Below are 19,313 nucleotides of genomic sequence, written 5' to 3'. Positions count from 1 at the left end.
AATAGCGGCGACGATTTAATCACTAATCCCATCTTTGTTATTTAGCGTTATCGATTTTTACTTTATTTATAAATGTTATCACTACTTGCAACTGCAAAAAATACAATCCGTAAAGCATAGTTCGAGTTTTTAAATAAATCGATTTTGTTGCTTTGTAAAATACAAACTACAGTTTTGCTTTGTTTAATAACAAATTGATGACCTAATGAAAGGTGACTTTCTTTTCATTTTTTATCGGTGAAATATATCGATGAGCGTATGTTTAGTAGTTCTCTGGAGTGAATATTAAGTTCATAGGAATATTATAGATTTTCCTGTTGTAAAATATTTTGTTTTAATAATGTTGCATTGATTACAGCATGGTTACAAAATTCACTTAAATTATTACACCGTTCTTACATATCAATTGATGCTAGATTTACACTTGTTTATTTTGAAGCTAATTGATTAAAGTGGGGTGTCTTAGTCTTTATTTATTTGGTTTGACTTGATTATTACTTTGAAAAAGTAACATGCTTAAACCTTAAACCTTAAACCTTAAACCTTAAACCTTAAACCTTAAACCTTAAACCTTAAACCTTAAACCTTAAACCTTAAACCTTAAACCTTAAACCTTAAACCTTGAACCTCGCATTTCGAATCTAGCATCTCAAACTCTAGATACAAAAAAGCTCATACCGAAGTATAGGCTTGATAACAAAATTTAGTAGTTTGTCTTGTTTAGAGATAAGAGCAACTAGGTCTAGCACTTTGTTTGTTTTTATCTAGTTCGATTTCGTTGTTACTTTGAAAAAGTAATATGCTCAAACATTAAACCTCGCATTTCGAATCTAGCATCTCAAATTCTAGATACAAAAAAGCCCATACCGGAGTATAGGCTTGGTAACAAAATTTAGTAGTTCGTCTTATTTAGAGATAAGAGCAACTAAGGCTAGAACTTTGTTTGTTTTTATCTAGTTCGATTTCGTTGTTACTTTGAAAAAGTAATATGCTCAAACATTAAACCTCGCATTTCGAATCTAGCATCTCAAACTCTAGATACAAAAAAGCCCATACCGAAGTATAGGCTCGATAACAAAATTTAGTAGTTCGTCTTATTTAGAGATAAGAGCAACTAAGTCTAGAACTTTGTTTGAGTAACCGATTTCGTTGTCGTACCAAGATACAACTTTAGCGAATTTGTCAGTTAGAGATAGGCCAGCTGCAGCATCAAATACTGAAGTTTGGATTTCACCGATGAAGTCTTGAGAAACAACAGCTTCGTCAGTGTAACCTAGAACACCAGCCATTTCGTTTTCAGAAGCACGTTTCATTTCTGCACAGATTTCTTCGTATGTAGCAGCAGTTTTTAGGTTAACAGTTAAGTCAACAACAGAAACGTCAGCAGTTGGTACACGGAAAGCCATACCAGTTAGAAGACCGTTTAGCTCAGGAATTACTTTACCTACAGCTTTAGCAGCACCAGTTGAAGATGGGATGATGTTTTGAGAAGCACCACGACCACCGCGCCAATCTTTAGCAGATGGACCGTCAACAGTTTTTTGAGTTGCAGTAGTTGCATGAACAGTTGTCATTAGACCTGATTCAATACCCCATTTATCGTTAAGTACTTTAGCGATAGGTGCAAGACAGTTAGTAGTACAAGAAGCGTTAGATACGATATCTTGACCAGCGTAGTCAGCGAAGTTTACGCCGTTAACGAACATTGGAACGTCGCCAGAAGGACCAGTTAGAACAACTTTTTTAGCGCCAGCAGTGATGTGCTTACGAGCTGTTTCGTCAGTAAGGAAAAGACCAGTTGCTTCAGCAACTACGTCTACGTCAACTGCATCCCATTTTAGATCTTCAGGGTTACGCTCAGCAGTTACACGTACTGTGTTACCGTTTACGATTAGGTTACCGTCTTTAACTTCAACAGTACCGTTGAAACGACCGTGAGTTGAGTCATATTTAAGCATGTAAGCCATGTATTCAACGTCGATTAAGTCATTGATTGCAACAACTTCAACATCAGCACGTTCACATGCTGCACGGAATACGAAACGGCCGATACGACCGAAGCCGTTAATACCTACTTTAATTGTCATTTTATTTTTCCTTATGGATGTTTGATTTTTTTAACTTGTCATCATTATAAATACCTTTGGCACTTAAGATTTGATGTTAGTCAAGTTATAAGCTCTAAAAAATACTTTTCTTGCTCACTATTTCGTTAATCAGCTGATAGTATTTTTTTGAACTAATATCACAGTAATTAAATTACTAGGGCATATTAAGGGCAATTCTCGATAAAATAAAGAAAAACCATCATTAAACTACTAATTCTCGCACTATTTTAGGTTTTTAATTAAGTCAATAGCTAACTGTAACTAGTTCAATAACCTTATTTCATAAAATAGAATTTTTTGTTTGTTATCTGTAACTTTTATTTAATTTCTGAAAGTCTTGCTCTATTTGATGATTGTTTTTAATGCATGTGAATCGCCAGGTTTTAGAGAATAACCAGGATCTGCAGTAATAGCTGACTCAATACAAAGCATGGTTTGATAGCCATCATCAGGCATATCAGCAAAGGCTTTAGCACCTTCAATCCATGGATTCCAAACAACTACGGAGTCATTTCCTTCGTTACTGACCGCGATGGTTCGCTTATAAGCATCATCATTAACTACAATCGCACCGTCACTTTTTTCATAGATAGAGTCAATAGGGCGATCAATGTTAAGTACTTGCTGGCTTTTTTTAGCTTGATTATTTTGTAATGAGTCGGTGTAGTTTGCTGCCAGGCCTGTCACTGTACATTGTCGATGATCCGCAATATGTAAATAAGTATGTAATGCACCACTATAATTAAAAGGCGTATCGCCAGTGTTTTCAGTGACTAATGTTAATTCAATATGATCTGTTAAAGATGCTTTTAAGGTTAAGTTGAAATCGTGTGGCCATATTGCTTTGGTTTGTTGGCTTGCTTCTAACAAAAACTCAATATCAATACCTAGATCGGTGATGTTAATTGTTGATAACGTCCACTCACTGGTACGCGCAAAACCATGTGAAGCTAATCCATTTTGTTTACTTTTTTCTGTATTTCCAAACCAAGGCCAACAAATTGGTACTCCACCTCGGATTGCTTTTTTAGAGTCATAGATTGCAGTTTTGCTCAAATAAATAAGTGGCGCTGCATTTTTAGCTTGAAAATGAACAAGGTGTGCACCGTATAAACTAAAGGCAGCATCAAATTTTTTATGCTTTAAAATGATAAATTCAAAACCATTTTGATCAATTTCAATACTTATATGTTCATTTAATGTTCTGATTGTCTTAAGTTTTAAATGTGAAATCATATTGTTTCCTATGTAATGAATAATATACAGCACAGTTATTATATTTAACTTCTCACCAGCAAAATTGATTAAAAATAATAAAACTCAGTTTTTACTATAAGTTAAATTATATATTTATTTATCCAACGAACTTGTTTTATCAGTTATATTTTATGCAATGAGGATATTTGAGTGATTAAGTCATTGCAAAACTTCGTCATTAGTTAAATACTCATTTTAACGTGTCAATATGACAGTAAGTTAATTTATATAGATAGGTGTTTTATGAATAGTCCTGCATTAGAGTCGTTTATGCAACTCAAGGGAATAAACCAGCATTTTGTTGATGCATGGGGAAATCCAGCGACAGTTACCGAAGACAAAATCAAAAAGCTGATTAATCACATGGGAATTGATGCTGACGATGAAGCTGCATTGATGGACTATTATCAACAGCAAGAACTGCAACACTGGTTATCGATTTTAGCACCTGTTACCGTTTTGCAAGAAGCAGGAAGCTACCCGTTAGAAGTACATTTACCTATCGACTTTGTGACAGATCCGCTTATCTACAGAATTACTACAGAAGACGGCCTAGAAATTGATACGTCATTAACTGCTACAGATTTCCCTTTAATGGGTAATAAAGAAATTAATGACATTGAATTTCAGTTATACGAAGTTGTAATAGCTGTGCCTTTGAATATCGGTTATCACCGTTTGACCTTATTAGAAGAGGGCAATGATGAACCACTTGCTGAGATGTCATTAATTATTACACCTACAAGTTGCTTTACACCTGAAGTTATCCAACAAGGTAAAAAACTTTGGGGGACCAGTATTCAGTTATATTGCTTGAAAAGTGATACAAACTGGGGTGTTGGTGATTTATCTGATTTAAAAGAGTTATTACAGAAAACGGCTGAAAATGGCGGAGACTTCATTGGATTAAATCCTATTCATGCATTAAACCCTTCACAGCCTGAGCAAGCAAGTCCTTATAGTCCTTCTTCTCGTCAGTGGTTAAATATTATTTACACAGATATTACCGCTGTGCCAGAGTTTCAATATTGCGAATCATTACAAAAGCAATTTGCAAGCGATGCATTTCAATCAACACTCGCTAGTTTACGTGAAACCGAATGGGTCGATTATGAACCGGTGACAAAAATAAAATTGTCCGCATTACGTGAATTATTTGATTGCTTAGTGAAAAGTGATGATGACAGTCATAATGTACAACAGTTAAAGCGATTTGATGCTTTCAGCCAATATGTCGTTGATAAAGGAGAAGCCTTAAAACAACAAGCAGCCTATGATGCATTACGTTTTAAATTTTTGTCAGAAGATAAAAATGCGTGGGGCTGGCCAGCGTGGCCTGAAGCATTTCAATCTTTTTCAAACGAAGCAACACAACAATGGTGTGCTGATAATCAACAAGAAATTTTATTCTGGTGCTATTGCCAATGGGTAACCGAAGCACAATTAGCCGAAGCTGATCAACTAGCACAATCTCTGGGTATGTCGCTTGGTCTATATCGTGATCTCGCGGTTGGCGTCGGAAAGAGTGCAAGTGATATCTGGGCTAATCATGACTTATATTGTGAAAATATTAGCATCGGTGCTCCACCAGATGTATTGGGGCCTCTGGGACAAAGTTGGGGGCTACCACCCTGGGCTCCAGATCAGCTTTATCAATCTGGCTACCAGCCGTTTATTGACTTGCTACAAGCAAATATGAGCTATTGCGGTGCATTACGTATTGACCATGTGATGGCTTTACTCCGCTTGTGGTGGGTGCCAGAAGGTGAGACTGCAGATAGCGGTGCTTACATTTATTACAATGTATATGACATGCTTAACATTTTAGCCTTAGAAAGCGTACGTAACCAATGCTTAGTTATTGGTGAAGACTTAGGCACCGTTCCAGAAGGCATGGATACTTTATTACAAGAAGCAGGTGTATATTCCTATAAAGTATTCTTTTTCGAACAAGCACCGGATGGTGGATTTATTTCTCCTAACCACTATATACAACAAGCAATGGCAACATTATCAACACATGATATGCCAACCATTAAAGGCTACTGGCATTGTGAAGACCTTTATTTAGGCCGCGAGTTAGGCCTTTATCCTGACCAAGCAGTATTTGAGCGATTATTAAATGATCGAGTTGTTGCTAAGCAACAAATTTTAAATAGTTTACACGGTCATCATTCTATTCCTGATGACCTTTACCATGATGCAAATAATACAGGTATGGATAAACAGCTAAATTTCAAGTTACAACAACATCTTGCAGCAGGGAATGCGTCATTATTGAGCCTACAATTAGAAGACTTCTTAGAAATGGATCAACCTGTTAATGTACCTGGTACGAGTGATGAATATCGAAATTGGCAACGTAAACTCTCACATAACATAGAGACAATTTTTGCCGATAAAGACATTATTTCTTTATTAAAGCAAGTAACGGAAGCTAGGTCTTGTTAAGTGTAAGACAGTAAATAATTTTTGATTAGGTAATGGATATGACTAAAAAAAATGTGGAAAAACCAGTAGCAGATAAAAATAAAAAGCAGCCAAAAACAAACTTGGTTAAAGATATTGAATCGCAGAATAAGTTAGTGGCAACCCCATTAAAGTCAACATTATTAACAAAATTAGAGAAAGCGAATCTAGCTAATCCTTTTGAAACCTTAGGCTTAATTAAAAATATAGATAAGTCAGGATATCTGTTGAGAGTTTGGTTACCTGATGCAAAGGCAGTGGAGTTTGTCGCTCTGGATGATTCAAATAATGCAGGGCAGTTAATTAATGTCTACGACGCAGGATTATTTGAAATTAATTTACCGGACGCGACTGAGCCTTTTGTTTACAAGCTGATCGCCACTTATGCTCATGACAAACACCAAGTTATTGATCCCTACCAGTTTCATGATATCGCATTTGAAGGCTTGTCGACTCTACATGAAGCACCACAAAATGTATATCACACCTTAGGTGCTCAACTTAAAACGATAAACGTTAATGGCGTTTCTATTAGTGGTGTGAGGTTCATTGTTTATGCACCGAATGCAAGTAGTGTAAGCCTTATTTCAGAGCATAACTTTTGGAATGGGCAACATCATCCTATGCAAAAAAGTTGGTGTGGGCATTGGGTACTATTTATTCCTGGTTTAAGTGCGGGTTGTGCTTATAAATATGAACTAAAAGATGCCGCAGGCCATCGTTTACCGCATAAAGCTGACCCTGTTGGTTTTCAAGCTGAACAATATCCTTCTCATGCATCGATTGTCGTTGACCATCAGCGCTATCAATGGAACGACCAAGCATGGCGTGATTCACAAGTCGGTGATAAGCGTTACGCACCGATGAGTATTTACGAAGTTCACCTTGGTTCATGGAAACGTAAGAGAGAGAACGGTGAGGATCGTATGCTCACTTATCGTGAGTTAGCGGAAGAGTTATTACCTTATTTATTAGGGATGGGCTACACGCACCTTGAAGTCATGCCTATCTCTGAATTTCCTTTTGATGGTTCTTGGGGTTATCAGCCAGTTGGCTTGTTTGCTGCAACCAGTCGTTTTGGTGATGCTGACGACCTTAAATACTTCATCGACCAATGTCATCAAGTTGGGTTAGGGATCATTATTGATTGGGTACCTGCTCATTTCCCTGCTGATCCACATGGCTTATCACGTTTTGATGGTACTCCTCTTTATGAATATGAAGATCCACGTCGTGGCTGGCACCCAGATTGGAACTCTTACATATATGACTTTGGGCGTGATAATGTTCGTCAATTCTTAGTAGCAAGTGCCTTAATATGGCTAGATAAGTTCCACGTCGACGGTTTGCGTGTAGATGCAGTTGCTTCAATGTTGTATTGGGACTATTCACGTGATGAAGGCGAATGGGTACCTAATGTGGATGGTGGTAATCATAACTACGAAGCGATTAGCTTACTGAAATGGTTTAATGAAGAAGTGTATGGACAATTTCCAAATGCCATGACTATTGCCGAAGAATCAACCTCTTTCACTGGTGTATCTAAACCCACCTTTGAAGGTGGCTTAGGATTTGGCTTTAAGTGGAATATGGGGTGGATGCATGATTCATTAAATTATATGTCGCAAGATCCTATGTACCGCAAATATCATCATCATGAGATGACCTTTGCCATGGTATATCATTATAACGAGCATTTTATTCTGCCGTTATCACATGATGAAGTAGTACATGGTAAAAAAAGCTTATTAGATAAAATGCCCGGTGATGAATGGCAGACAGCTGCTAATTTACGTGCTTACATGGGGTATATGTATGGTCACCCAGGTAAAAAGTTAAATTTTATGGGCTCTGAGTTTGCACAAAGCCGTGAATGGAACCACGACCAGAGTTTAGATTGGGGTATTTTAGAGTTTGAAAAACATAAAGGTCAGCAGCAGCTTATATCTGATCTCAATTACTTTTATAAAACTAATCCCGCTATGTATGAATCAGATTATCAACCTCAGGGTTTTGAATGGTTAGATCATAGTGATGATCACAACAGCATTATTTCGTTTGTTCGCTATAATTTAGACAAAAGCCAATATGTGATTTGTGTTTCTAATTTCACACCTGTGCCGCGTCAAATGTACCGAATTGCAGTGGATGAAATAGGCCATTATGAAGTCGTTATTAATACCGACAGTGAATATTATTGGGGTAGTAATTACCAAATGGGCGAAAAAATGGGGGTGTTTATTAGTGAAGCACATCCATGGCAAGGAAAAGAACATTCGATAGTAGTTAATTTACCACCATTATCAACGGTGTATTTAAAACGAAAGGGTGCTTAAATGTCTAAACATGAGATTGAAATTGAGATAGCCAGTCAACATCATCAGCAATCATTGTTCACTGCCAGTAAAGGTAATAGTTTTCCTCTAGGCGCAACCCTAGATGAAAAAGGCTGTAACTTTGTAGTGCATAGTCAAGGTGGTCAATCTGTTGAGTTATGCTTGTTTGATAAGCATGAAAAACAAATTGATAGTTACTCACTAACTTCATCTCATTCTCATTTATGGCACATTCATTTAGCAGGTATTAAAGCTGGTCAAGCATATGGTTACCGAGTTGACGGTGAATTTAAGCCTGCTAATGGATTATTTTTTAATAAAAATAATCTGCTTATTGACCCTTATGCAAAAGCTTTAAATAAAGTACAGCATAGCTTTGTACAGGCTCAAAGTGACCTCGATGATAATTATGTTGCTAAGTCTGTGGTGGTGGACAACGACTTTGATTGGCAGGATACCGAGAAGCCAAATATACCCGATGAAGATCGTATTTTGTATGAACTGCATGCTAAAGGCTTTACCCAAACAAATTCAAAAATCCCCCTAGCCATGCGTGGTAAATATCTTGGTTTATCGCACCCAGAAAGTATTAAGCATTACCAATCACTAGGCGTAACTAGTTTACAAATTATGCCAGTGTTTAGTTTTATGAGTGAACCTCGTTTAAGTGATCTTGGTTTAACAAACTATTGGGGTTATAACCCTATTAATTTCTTTTCCCCAGAACCGCGTTACAGCCAATATAATGCTGTTACTGAATTTAAAACCATGGTTAAGGAGCTTCATGCGGCGAATATTGAGGTTATTTTAGATGTTGTATTTAACCATACCGCAGAATCTGGTGCAGATGGCCTAGTACTAAGCTTAAAAGGCTTTGATAATCGTCAATATTATTGTTTTGATAGCAATAAACAGGGGATTGACTTCCAACGTTATAGTAATCATTCTGGTTGCGGAAATACGGTGAATATCGACTACACATGGTCATTAAAAATGACGCTAGATGCACTTCGTTACTGGGTAACTGAGATGCAAGTGGATGGTTTTAGGTTTGATTTGGCAGTCACTTTAGCCCGTGAACCATCTGGATTCAGTGAGCGAAGTGCATTTTTTAAAGCATTAATGCAAGATCCTATTTTAAGCCAAGTCGTTTTGATTGCTGAGCCTTGGGATATTGGTCCAGGCGGTTACCGTTTAGGTGCTTTTCCTGAACAATGGAAGGAATGTAATGACAGGTATCGTGATACCATTCGTTCGTTTTGGCGTGGAGACACAGGTAAAGTTTCAGAAGTTGCAACGCGCCTTTTAGGGTCGCATGACTTTTTCCCAAGTAAGTTCAGAACCAATACAACTAGTGTCAATTATATCTGCTATCACGATGGTTTTACCTTGGATGATTTGGTGTCATTTCAGGAACGTCATAATCAAGCAAATGGTGAAAATAACCGTGATGGGCATGGCCATAATTTATCAGAAAATTATGGTTGTGAAGGGCCGACAGAAGATCCACGAATTAATCGCCTTAGACAACAACAAAAACGTAATATGATTGCGACTTTGTTTTTATCACAGGGAACACCGCATTTTTTATCTGGTGATGAAATGGGCAATCACCAATCGGGTAATAACAACGCATATTGTCAGGATAATCAAATTAGTTGGATTAACTGGGATAGATCCGAGGACGATCAGTTATTGCTTACTTTCACCACTAATATGATTGCATTACGTGCTCAATCTCGCTTATTTGGTGGTTTAAACTTAAACGATAATGATCCTGAAAGTGATATTGTGACTTGGTACCATCCTGATGGTTACTTAATGGAAGAGGTAGACTGGCATGCGTCAAATTCACAAGCGATTGCGTTATCTTTAAAGGAAGGAAAAGCGGATGGCGAGCATTGGTACTTAATTTTAAATGCATCAAGTTATCAAATTGCTTGTGAACTACCTGATTTATCGAATAATAAGATTTGGCGTAAAGTATTAGATACAAGTTGTGCAAATGGTGCACTGGTAAACGATAATTCGCAGGAAGCTTCAATCCACGCTAAAGCACATTCGACAATACTATTTGAAGCCCAAAATAACGATAAAAAGTGAGTAAGCGCACTTTTAGAAAGATGTTCTTTCTAAAATGCTCATATCGCTTAAAACAGTACTAGATAATTTTAAACAAATAAATATACTCATCGCATTGAATCTAAAGTAGTACAAGGTAAAAAGTGTGGCTAATATTAATGAGTATGCAAAAAATATCACTCCTGAACTCTATCAAAAACTTAGTACCGCGGTGGAAACCGGAAAGTGGCTTGATGGTGCCGCTTTGACTGATGAACAAAAAGCGCATTCACTGCAGTTAGTGATGGCTTATCAAAAACACTTTAATATCGACCCTGATCATTTTACTATTGCGCAAAATGGTGAGATCCATATGCAATCGAAAAAAGAGCTAAAGAAACAGTTTGCTCAAACTGATGAGAATGATGATCTTCATTTACTAAACTTGTAAAAAGTCATGCAACTCCACTGAGAATGACAGTTTTTTGCAACGAAACCTTATGAAAAATACCCTGTCTATTATGATAAAATACCCTGTCTATTATGATAAAATAGACTTATGTAAAGGTACTTTAAACTGCCATTGTTAAGCAGTGATAATATGCATCACCGCTTTCATTAATAATATTGGTCTTAACTTTGTCATGAGCCGATATTTATCATTTCCTCATTAAGCTGTATTTAAGCTAGTTGTTTAATGAGTTTTTCTAGCGACACTCAAACTGAACAACGATTTGTCAGTTTTAATTGAATTAAGTGAGTATTATGAATTTATCATTAATTAAAGATGAGCTCGAAGAAGCACAAACCGTGCTATCTGCCTTCCTATCAGATCAAAACAACTTACAACATATTGAAGATGCCGCGACATTACTAGCAGATTCCTTTAAAAACGAAGGCAAAGTATTAGCCTGTGGTAATGGTGGTTCTCATTGTGATGCGATGCACTTTGCTGAAGAACTAACAGGTCGTTACAGAGAACATCGACCATCTTACCCTGCGATTGCTATTTCAGATCCAAGTCATATTTCATGTGTGGGTAATGATTACGGTTATGACCAAATTTTTGCGCGTTATTTGCAAGGTGTAGGGCGTCGTGGTGATGTACTTTTTTGTTTATCTACTAGTGGCAACTCAGAAAATATTCTAAAAGCAATTGAAGTTGCCAAAGAAAAGGGCATTAAAGTGATTGCGTTAACCGGCAAAGACGGCGGAAAAATGGCTGGTCTTGCTGATGTTGAAGTACGTGTGCCACATTTTGGCTTTGCTGACCGTATCCAAGAAGTACATATTAAGATCATTCATATCCTGATCTACTTAATTGAAAAGAAGATGGCTTAGGTTACTAGAAAATGTGTGAATTATTAGGCATGAGTGCCAATGTCCCAACGGATATCTGTTTTAGCTTTAGTGGTTTAATAAGACGTGGTGGGGCTACCGGGCCTCATAAAGATGGTTGGGGTATTACTTTTTACGAAGGTAAAGGTTGCCGGAGTTTTAAAGATCCTCAACCGAGTTGTGATTCTAAAATTGCTGAGTTGGTGAAGCAATATCCTATAAAAAGTAAATCGGTGATCAGCCATATTAGGCAAGCTAATCGAGGCGGAGTGAGTTTAGAAAATACACACCCGTTTATTCGCGAGTTATGGGGACGTAATTGGACTTATGCGCACAACGGTCAACTTAGTGGTTATGAAAGCTTAGAAATGGGATACGCTAACCCAATTGGCCAAACTGATAGTGAACGTGCTTTTTGCTGGATTATTGATAAGTTACACAAAGAATATCAACAGCAACCTGAAGATATGTTAAGTATGTTTAAAAAGGTAGCTGATTACGCTGACCATTTAAAAACATTAGGTGTATTTAATATGTTATTGACAGATGGCGAGTATGTCATGTGTTATTGCACTAATAATTTGCATTGGATCACACGCCGAGCTCCTTTTGGTAAGGCACAGTTAATCGATGAAGACATGACAGTCGACTTCCAAGAAGAAACTTCTGATAGTGATGTGGTGACAGTGATTGCAACACGTCCTTTAACTAAAGACGAAGCGTGGACAAAAATGCAAGAAGGTGAGTTTTGTGTTTTCCATTTTGGTGAACGGGTATTGTAAATGTTAACACATTGAATATTAAGCATTAATTTGTACATATATTAATGCTTAATTATTTACCTCAAACTGATCTTCCGTTTAATTGAATAATCATCGCAATTTGTAAATGGCTAACTTATTAAAAGATATTTACAACTAAACCTACCTCGAAGGCTTCACCTCTTGAAAAAAAATAGCTTCTATTGACTTGGTCTCTGATCAGCAAGTAAAACTTGGGCTGCTCCTACCAATTTATTATCGAGTACTGTATGAAAATTACTAGCATTGAATAAATTACGTATAGAAAACGTTATTGACCTCATGAAAGTGAATGCTCAAAAAGCGCACAACACATTTCAGCTATCAGAGTCTTTGATAAAAATAGATAATAAAATGATTATTAAGTCATTTAGCTTCAAAAGCATCTCTACAAGGCAGTATTACTGGGGCTCTAACAGTTTAGCTATCTTAATTAATGATATCGAAATTAATAAAATCCACTTCATACGACATAACTAACATTTCCTTATTGCTATCTAGTTATGGTATAGATAGCGCCGTTTTTTAGCTTCGGCTCTTTTATCAAGATAAATATGTTGCGTATCCCAGATGTTAATAAAGGATTAATCGACTCAGTCGAATGGCCATGATGGCTTAATTATCTGAGTAACATATCAAGATTAAGAGATTAAATTTATGGAATACAAGGAATTATTATGACAGCAACTAAGCAAAAAATGTCATTAACCAAGAAAGTTTTAATCGGCATGGGAATTGGTATCCTAACTGGTTTTTTAATTCGATCTTTATTGGCTGATGTAGCATTTGTGCAAGATTACATTGTTAACGGATTATTTTATGTTGGTGGTAAGATCTTTATCGCTACCTTAAAAATGCTAGTAGTACCACTTATCTTTATCTCATTAGTTTGTGGTACAAGTAGTTTAAAGGATATGTCTACATTAGGTCGTCTAGGTGGTAAAACACTTGCTTTTTACATGGCCACTACAGCGATTGCTATTACACTTGCTATCTTCATGGCAAACATCTTTGAACCAGGTGTTGGTGTCGACTTAGCACAAGCAACAACCTATGCTGCCAAAGATGCGCCTTCGTTAGGTGATGTTATTATTAACATGTTCCCAACTAACCCAATTAACGCAATGGCTGCAGGCAATACACTACAGATCATTGTATTTGCTATCCTGTTCGGTATTGCAATTAGTGCTTCAGGCTCAGCTGGTGAGCGTATTGCAGCAATCTTCTTTGATCTGAATAAAGTGATCATGAAGCTGGTGGTCATGTTAATGAAGATTGCTCCATATGGTGTGTTCTTCTTAATGGCGAAGTTATTTAGTGAAATTGGTTTAGATGCGATCTGGAACTTGATTAACTACTTTTTAGTCATTACGGCAGCACTTGTTATCCATGCTGTGGTTACTTATAGCGCATTCTTTAAAGCTTTCACGGGTCTAAGTCCGGTTATCTTTTTCAAAAAAATGGAAACTGCAATTAGCTTTGCGTTTTCTACTTCATCATCTAATGCGACTATCCCTGCGACATTAGAAACTACGACTAAACGCCTTGGTGTTAACAATAAAGTAGCGTCATTCACTGTGCCACTAGGTGCGACCATCAACATGGATGGTACCGCTATTATGCAAGGTGTTGCGACAGTATTTATTGCTCAAGCATTTAATATTGATCTCACAATATCTGATTACATTGCTGTTATCTTAACGGCTACCTTAGCTTCAATTGGTACTGCTGGTGTACCTGGAGTGGGGATTATTATGTTAGCGATGGTATTAAACCAAGTAGGCCTTCCTGTTGAAGGTATTGCAATGTTACTTGGCGTTGATAGATTGGTTGATATGATTCGAACTGCAGTTAATATTACTGGTGATAGTGTCGTTACTTGTATTGTTGCTAAGTCTGAAGGTGAGATGGATATTGATGTATTCAAAGATCCTAATGCAGGTAATAAGGAAGAAGTTGAAGAACTTGTTTCAACTAAAAATAGTTAATAGTGACGCTATTTTTAACTAAATTTAAGCCCAGTTAGTTAACTGGGCTTTTTTTATGGGTTAACTAAAAGCATCAATGATACTGCAATTTGCTTGTTCATTACCTGGACATTGTTGGGTTATTTTTTTTAGTTGATTGACTATCGATTGCTGTTGCTTAATGCGAAGCTCTATCTCCTGAATTTTTTGTAGTGCAATAGACTTCACGTCTGCACTGTTTCTATGTTCATCTTCAGATAACAATAATAGCGCCTTACATTCTTTAAGATTGAAACCCGCTTGTTTGCTTTTATAAATGAAATGCAATTGTTGCAATATCTCCTCAGGGTAGAAGCGGTAGTCATTTTCCTCTCTTGGTGGAGCAGAAATGAGGCCAATGGTTTCATAGTGTCGAATTGATTTAACAGATAAACCTGTTTCTTTTGCTGCTTGGCTGATTGATAACATAATCATTTCCTATATTGCTCTTAACCGTATGCTTTAATAACACACGGTTAATAAACGTAACCTTTTAGGTTATTTTAAACGAGTACGCTTTAGTAGCAATGAATTGCTCAACACAATTAAGCTCGATGCACTCATTGCAATGGCGGCAATAGAAGGGCTTAAATAGCCTAATGCTGCTGCGGGTATCGCTAATGCGTTAAAAATAAATGCCCAGAATAAGTTTTGACGAATCGTTGTCCAAGTTGCTCGAGATATTTTCATGGCCATTGCAATGAGTTGTGGATCGTCATGCATCAATGTCATCGAAGCAGTTTGCTTCGCTACATCACTGCCTCCACCCATTGCAATACTAACATCGGCTTGCGCAAGAGCTGGCGCATCATTAACACCATCACCAACCATGGCTACTAACCCGTCTTTTTGTAAGAGTGATAGTTGCTGTAACTTTTGCTCAGGTGTTTGTTCAGCATAAAAGCTATTAATACCTAATTCTTCACTCATCGCTTGCACAACACTGTGTTTGTCACCACTGATTAAAGTCGTTGTTATATCCAACTCTTTAAGTTCACCGATAGCTGTGTGACTTTCAGGACGAAGTTCGTCCGCAATACTAAAGAATCCTAATAAAGAGTCAGCATAACATACGTAAATAACGTTCTGATCAGCGGCTATGTTGATTTTATGATTTGCTAATTGTTGCTCAACGTTAATATCAAAGTGGCTTAATAACTTACGATTTCCCACTAATATATCTTGTTCTTTAAAGCGCCCATGCAAGCCTTTGCCATGTATGTTTTGTGGCTGACTTATTTGCTCTGCAGTAATATCCATTTCATTACAGTATGCAATAACAGCTTTAGCAATAGGGTGCTTACTTGATTGCTGCATCGCTAATAAAAAGGGTAAAAACTGTGAATCAAAAGCGGTCACATCATCTATCGCAACCTGGCCTTTTGTCAGCGTACCTGTTTTATCAAAAGCAATATGCTTTAGCTTATGAGCAAGCTGTAGTGTATTAATATCTTTAATTAAAATACCTTTTTGCGCGGCCAACCCTGTTCCAACTACCATTGCCGTTGGAGTGGCTAAACCAAGTGCACAAGGGCAAGCAATCACTAATACAGCAACACTGTGCATTAAAGCCTGCTCTAAATCGCCAGTCGTAAACATCCAAACAGTAAAGGTCATAGCTGCAATGAGCAGAACAATAGGAACAAAAATAGCACTGACCTTATCTACTAATTGTAAAATCGGAGCTTTACTCATTTGTGCTGATTCAACCAGTTGAATAATATTATGCAATTTCGTTTGTTCATTGACTGCAGTGGTTTTAATTAATAACGTGCCGTCGCCATTTAACGTACCCGCAAATACTTGAGCATCTTGTTGTTTCTGAATAGCGGCGCTTTCACCGGTTAATAATGATTCATCTATGTAGCTATTGCCTTCGATAACGATACCATCAACAGGCACTTTATCGCCTACAGCTACTTGTACTATGTCATTAACTTGTACCTCTTCTATCAGCGTTCGTTTGAAGGTCTTACCTTTTTTAACTAGCGCATCTAAGACCTGCAATTGACTTAATGCATTAATGGCTTTACTGCTCGCCTGCTTTGCTCGAAATTCTAAATATTTACCTAAGCGAATTAATACAATGACTAAGCTGCTGGTTTCAAAGTACAGGTGTGATGGTGTATTGCTTAAAAGGAGGAATAAGCTGAAAAAATAAGCCGCAGAAGTACCTAAAATAACAAGTACGTCCATATTAGCCGAGCCTCCTTTCAGACTATTCCAAGCGCCTTTATAGAAGCGAGCGCCTATAATAAACTGAAGCGGAGTAGCAAAAGCAAACTCTACCCAAGGTGATAATAAAGGGGTATCACTAAATAGCATATTAATCATTGCTGCCCAAAACGGCAGGCTGAGTAATAGGGCAATAACCAGACTCATATTTTCTTTGCGTTGTTTTTCTCGTTCTGATTTTTGTTTATTTTGTAATTGCTGTTGAGTAGTGATCGCGACTTTATGTGTTAAAGGATAAGGACTTAGTGCTATCAACTCTGTAATAAACTGTTTAGTTGAAATACCTGCAAAGGTATTTATCTGCAATGTTTTAGTTGCAAAGTTAGCCGTTGCATCGATCACTAAATGGTGAGATTTGATCGCTTTTAAAGTGCTTTCTACACAGCTAGAGCATGACCATTCTGCTTCAAACTTAATCGTTTGATGATCTGTTTGATATCCTTTTTCAGATAGTACTTCCATTATCATAGTAGCCAAAGGACGTTTATTATTGTTCTCATCAAATGTTAATGTTGCCTTTTCCGTTGCAAGATTAACCTGAGATTCAATACCTTCAATCCTATCAAAGGCTTTGTTAAGGTTAGTTGCACATGATCCACAGTGCATACCATAGACAGGAAAAGTGATGGTGTTTGGGTTATTCATTGTTACCCTCCTATACTAATCGTATTAATTCGTATTGTTGTCGAAGTCGTAGTGAAAGGTTAACCCTTACCCTAAGGGTAACGTCAACATAAGTCAGAAAATTATTAGTTACTTTATCTGCGCTTTACAATAAACTGTTTATAAATACAGTTGTTTGTTGGTTTTAAGTTACTCACGTTTAGTTCACTGAATAAGGTGTTTTTTGAATTATTTTATAGTTAGGTTTTTTGAAAATGTCTAAAGAAGCGCTAAAAGCGGTTATCTCAACTGTTGCAGAGCAGCAAGCTATGCGAAAAATAATTCATATTGATATGGACTGTTTTTATGCCGCAGTAGAGATGCGAGATAACCCTTCATATCAAGATATTCCACTAGCGATCGGCGGTAAAAGCCAACGTAGAGGAGTGCTATCAACCTGTAACTACCTTGCTAGAGAGTTTGGCATTCATTCCGCTATGCCAGTATTTAAGGCGAAACAATTGTGCCCAGATTTACTGGTAGTGCCAGGAAGAATGGCGGTATATGTTGAGATATCGCAAAAGATTCGGGCTATCTTTCACCGTTATACGCACCTTGTTGAACCTCTATCGTTAGATGAAGCCTTTTTAGATGTCACTGATTGCAGTTTATTCCAAGGCTCTGCTACCTATATTGCAGAAGATATTAGACGAGCTATTCAACAAGAGCTCAATCTCACTGCTTCTGCAGGTGTTTCTTATTGTAAATTTCTTGCAAAAATAGCTTCTGATGAAAATAAACCCAATGGGCAATTTGTGATCAGCCCTGAGCAAGCACCAAACTTTATTGCCTCGCTACCATTAAAGAAGATACCGGGTGTGGGTAAAGTTGCGCAAGGGCATTTAGCTGAAAAAGGGTTAGTTACTTGTGCAGATGTCGCACAGTATCCTGAACAAGCATTATTACTCACCTTTGGGAAATTAGGGAAATCATTATTAGCTTACAGTAAAGGTATTGATAACCGCGAAGTACAGCCGAATAGAGAGCGCAAGTCAGTAGCTGTGGAGCATACTTTTGAACATAATTTATTAACCGAAGAACAATGTTTATTAAAACTAGCTGATTTTTATCAAGAGTTGACCGAACGTGTCGAAAAACATTTATCAAAGAAAGTGATCACTAAATTAGGCGTAAAATTGAAATTCAGTGATTTTACAATCAAGAGTAGCGAGCGAAAGTATTCACAGTTAAATCAGAGTATTTTTGAACAATTGTTACACCAGTTGATTATTGCTAATCCCGATAAGCCGATTCGATTATTAGGAGTAAGCGTAGGGTTGAGCGAGAAGTCTAGCGAGCAATCCATTCAATTAAGCTTGATTGATGATTGATGATTGATCGCTAGGTCGTTACTTTTACATAGAAATGTTGCGCACACCTTCATAAATAAACTGAATAGCAAGTGCAGCTAAAATAACGCCCAAGAAGCGGCGTAAAATTTCATCACCCGTTTTACCAATAATCTTCTTTAGGTATTTTGAGCCAACCATGCCAACCATTGTAATAAGCAATACACTAACAATCGCTGCTGTTACAGATAACATGGTACTACCTGCTTCAGGTGGTTGCGAGTAAAGTAAAATAGCTAAAGTTAATGTGCCAGGCCCAGCCAACAGTGGAATAGACATTGGAAACACCGAAATATCTGCATTTTTGCCGCTACTAGAAAATTTAAGCTCCTGAGTAATCATCATAAAAGCAGTATAAAACAGCAGTAAGCCACCAGATATGCGTAACGAATTAATATTGATCCCTAGCTGGGAAAATAGGGTTTCACCGTAGTTGCCAAATAACACTAATGTTACTCCGCTGATAATAATAGATTTAATCGCCATTAAATTACGGTGTCTTTGATCACTGCCTGCGGTAAGTGAATTAAAGATTAATGCAGATCCGATAGGGTCAATAATCACTAATAAACCTGTGATGGCATGAAGATATAACGCAAAATCCATTTTAAACTCTCTTTTTTATAATCGCTGGATGCGATGACCTCAAAGGTCGGATAGAAAAATGGCAGGGTATTAGCCTGCCATGGTA

General features: G+C 37.2%; 13 protein-coding genes. 8 read left to right on the top strand and 5 right to left on the bottom strand.

Annotation, left to right across the window (positions count from 1 at the left end; all coding sequences use genetic code 11):
• Positions 1-1,094: 1,094 nt before the first annotated feature.
• Both gap and V5290_RS00130 read right to left on the bottom strand, forming a co-directional pair.
• Positions 1,095-2,087, bottom strand: a complete 993-nt coding sequence (gene gap / locus V5290_RS00135) for a type I glyceraldehyde-3-phosphate dehydrogenase (protein ID WP_333380506.1) — start codon at positions 2,085-2,087, stop codon at positions 1,095-1,097.
• A 363-nt stretch (positions 2,088-2,450) separates the two neighbouring features.
• Entirely contained in the window at positions 2,451-3,344 is an 894-nt protein-coding gene (locus V5290_RS00130) for a D-hexose-6-phosphate mutarotase (RefSeq protein WP_333380504.1), read from the bottom strand.
• Positions 3,345-3,608: 264 nt separating this feature from the next.
• On the opposite strand from V5290_RS00130, the gene malQ reads away from it, so the two are divergent.
• The 7 genes from malQ (at position 3,609) to V5290_RS00095 (ending at position 14,357) form a co-directional block, all read left to right on the top strand.
• Complete coding sequence (gene malQ, locus V5290_RS00125) at positions 3,609-5,816, top strand: 4-alpha-glucanotransferase (RefSeq protein WP_333380503.1); 2,208 nt, start codon at positions 3,609-3,611, stop codon at positions 5,814-5,816.
• Between the two features lie 38 nt (positions 5,817-5,854).
• Entirely contained in the window at positions 5,855-8,170 is a 2,316-nt protein-coding gene (gene glgB, locus V5290_RS00120; RefSeq protein WP_416351589.1) for a 1,4-alpha-glucan branching protein GlgB, read from the top strand.
• Positions 8,171-10,273, top strand: a complete 2,103-nt coding sequence (gene glgX / locus V5290_RS00115; RefSeq protein WP_333380500.1) for a glycogen debranching protein GlgX — start codon at positions 8,171-8,173, stop codon at positions 10,271-10,273. It abuts the gene before it with no gap.
• A 124-nt stretch (positions 10,274-10,397) separates the two neighbouring features.
• A complete protein-coding gene (locus V5290_RS00110) occupies positions 10,398-10,682 on the top strand; it encodes a YeaC family protein (protein WP_333380498.1) in 285 nt (94 codons plus the stop codon).
• A gap of 314 nt (positions 10,683-10,996) precedes the next feature.
• Positions 10,997-11,572: a D-sedoheptulose 7-phosphate isomerase gene (gene lpcA, locus V5290_RS00105; RefSeq protein WP_333380496.1), complete on the top strand. Its 576-nt coding sequence runs from the start codon at positions 10,997-10,999 to the stop codon at positions 11,570-11,572.
• Positions 11,573-11,583: 11 nt separating this feature from the next.
• Positions 11,584-12,351 (top strand): class II glutamine amidotransferase, encoded by a 768-nt coding sequence (locus tag V5290_RS00100; protein ID WP_333380494.1) that lies wholly within the window; start codon positions 11,584-11,586, stop codon positions 12,349-12,351.
• 695 nt (positions 12,352-13,046) lie between these two features.
• Positions 13,047-14,357: a dicarboxylate/amino acid:cation symporter gene (locus V5290_RS00095; protein ID WP_333380492.1), complete on the top strand. Its 1,311-nt coding sequence runs from the start codon at positions 13,047-13,049 to the stop codon at positions 14,355-14,357.
• Positions 14,358-14,417: 60 nt separating this feature from the next.
• Here V5290_RS00095 and V5290_RS00090 read toward each other — a convergent pair whose 3' ends face one another.
• Positions 14,418-14,804, bottom strand: a complete 387-nt coding sequence (locus tag V5290_RS00090) for a MerR family DNA-binding protein (RefSeq protein WP_333380490.1) — start codon at positions 14,802-14,804, stop codon at positions 14,418-14,420.
• 69 nt (positions 14,805-14,873) lie between these two features.
• Entirely contained in the window at positions 14,874-17,255 is a 2,382-nt protein-coding gene (locus V5290_RS00085; protein WP_333380488.1) for a heavy metal translocating P-type ATPase, read from the bottom strand.
• Positions 17,256-17,542: 287 nt separating this feature from the next.
• On the opposite strand from V5290_RS00085, the gene dinB reads away from it, so the two are divergent.
• Positions 17,543-18,604, top strand: coding sequence for a DNA polymerase IV (dinB, locus tag V5290_RS00080; protein WP_333381266.1), 1,062 nt, complete (start codon positions 17,543-17,545; stop codon positions 18,602-18,604).
• Between the two features lie 24 nt (positions 18,605-18,628).
• On the opposite strand, the gene V5290_RS00075 is transcribed toward dinB, so the two are convergent.
• On the bottom strand, positions 18,629-19,228 hold the full coding sequence (locus V5290_RS00075) for a MarC family protein (RefSeq protein ID WP_333380486.1): 600 nt from the start codon (positions 19,226-19,228) through the stop codon (positions 18,629-18,631).
• Positions 19,229-19,313: the final 85 nt, after the last annotated feature.

Source organism: Psychromonas arctica (assembly GCF_036697365.1).
In the GTDB taxonomy this organism is placed as follows: Bacteria; Pseudomonadota; Gammaproteobacteria; order Enterobacterales; family Psychromonadaceae; genus Psychromonas; species Psychromonas arctica_A.
The sequence above is the reverse complement of the archived record's forward strand: the minus strand, read 5'-3'. Positions and strand labels throughout refer to the sequence as shown.